The organism is Agromyces humi, assembly GCF_009720255.1.
GTDB classification, from domain to species: domain Bacteria; phylum Actinomycetota; class Actinomycetes; order Actinomycetales; family Microbacteriaceae; genus Agromyces; species Agromyces humi.
The window spans coordinates 1-1,045 of record NZ_WJSP02000669.1; the positions used below are offsets into that span (position 1 = coordinate 1).

Sequence of the window (1,045 nt, forward strand, 5' to 3'; positions counted from 1 at the left end):
GCTCCCGGGCATCGTGGCCGACACCCCAGAAGAGGTCCGCGCCGCGGCCGAGAAGCTCGGCGGCGTCGTCGTCGTGAAGGCCCAGGTGAAGAAGTACTCGCCGGCACGGTCGAATGGCGCCGACCTCACGCGATGGATCCTCCGCTCGGGCGCCTCGCTGCTGCACGACGACGGCTTCTACCACGGCATCTCGCCGCTCGACGCCGGCCGCACGGCCCACGGACGCCCGGCGCTGGCATCCGCGATGCGCGCCTACGCCCGCGTCGTCTCGCATCCCGAGCCGGGTCTCGCCCTGCTCGACGGCGGCAAGCGGGACTTCCCCTATGACGAGGGCCTGCCCGTGCCGTTCGGCGTCGCGCCCGCGCTCGGCGCCGACGAGGTGCCGCTCGCCGGGGCATCCGTCTCCGCCGTCAACGACCAGCACGCGTTCCTGCGGTCGGACGCCCCGCTGCCGGTCGCCATCGGCGACGTGGTGTCGCTCGGCCTCTCGCACCCGTGCACCGCGTTCGACAAGCGCCGCTGGCTCCCGGTCGTGGAGCACGCCGGAAGCACCCGCGTCGTCGACCTCGTGCGCACGTTCTTCTGAGGCCGCCGCGATGACGATCCTGCTCCGCGAGGTGCGCCTCGTCGATGTCGACGGCTCCGGCTTCGGCGCCGTCTCCGGCATGCCGGATGCGACGGTCGACGTGGTCGTCGAGGCCGGCCGGATCGCCCGCATCGAGGCACCCGGAACGACGTCGCGCACCCGCGTGGACACCGTGGTCGACGGCGACGGACGCCTGCTCCTGCCCGGCTTCGTCGACGCGCATTCGCACGCCGACGGGCTCCTGTTCGAGCCCGACGTGCAGCTCGGCCTGCTGCGCCAGGGCGTCACCACCGTGATCGGCGGGCAGGACGGCGTCTCGTACGCACCCGGCGACGGCGCCTACGCGGGCGAATACTTCGCCGCGATCAACGGCCGCCACCCCGGCTATCGCGGCGGCGGGGTCGACGCGCTGCTCGCCGGCTACGACGGCACGACGCCCCTGAATGCCGGCTACCTGGT

1 protein-coding gene and 2 pseudogenes are annotated in these 1,045 nt (G+C 73.5%); all 3 read left to right on the top strand.

Going from position 1 to position 1,045, the window contains the following annotated elements; genetic code table 11:
* Nucleotides 1-133, top strand: a pseudogene (locus GH736_RS25830) (ADP-forming succinate--CoA ligase subunit beta); the annotation flags it as partial.
* Between the two features lie 111 nt (nucleotides 134-244).
* The gene (locus GH736_RS25450) at nucleotides 245-586 is read left to right on the top strand and encodes a type III PLP-dependent enzyme domain-containing protein (RefSeq protein WP_235934660.1); all 342 of its coding nucleotides are present in this window, start codon (nucleotides 245-247) and stop codon (nucleotides 584-586) included.
* 10 nt (nucleotides 587-596) lie between these two features.
* Nucleotides 597-1,045: pseudogene (locus GH736_RS23390) on the top strand (N-acyl-D-aspartate/D-glutamate deacylase); the annotation flags it as partial.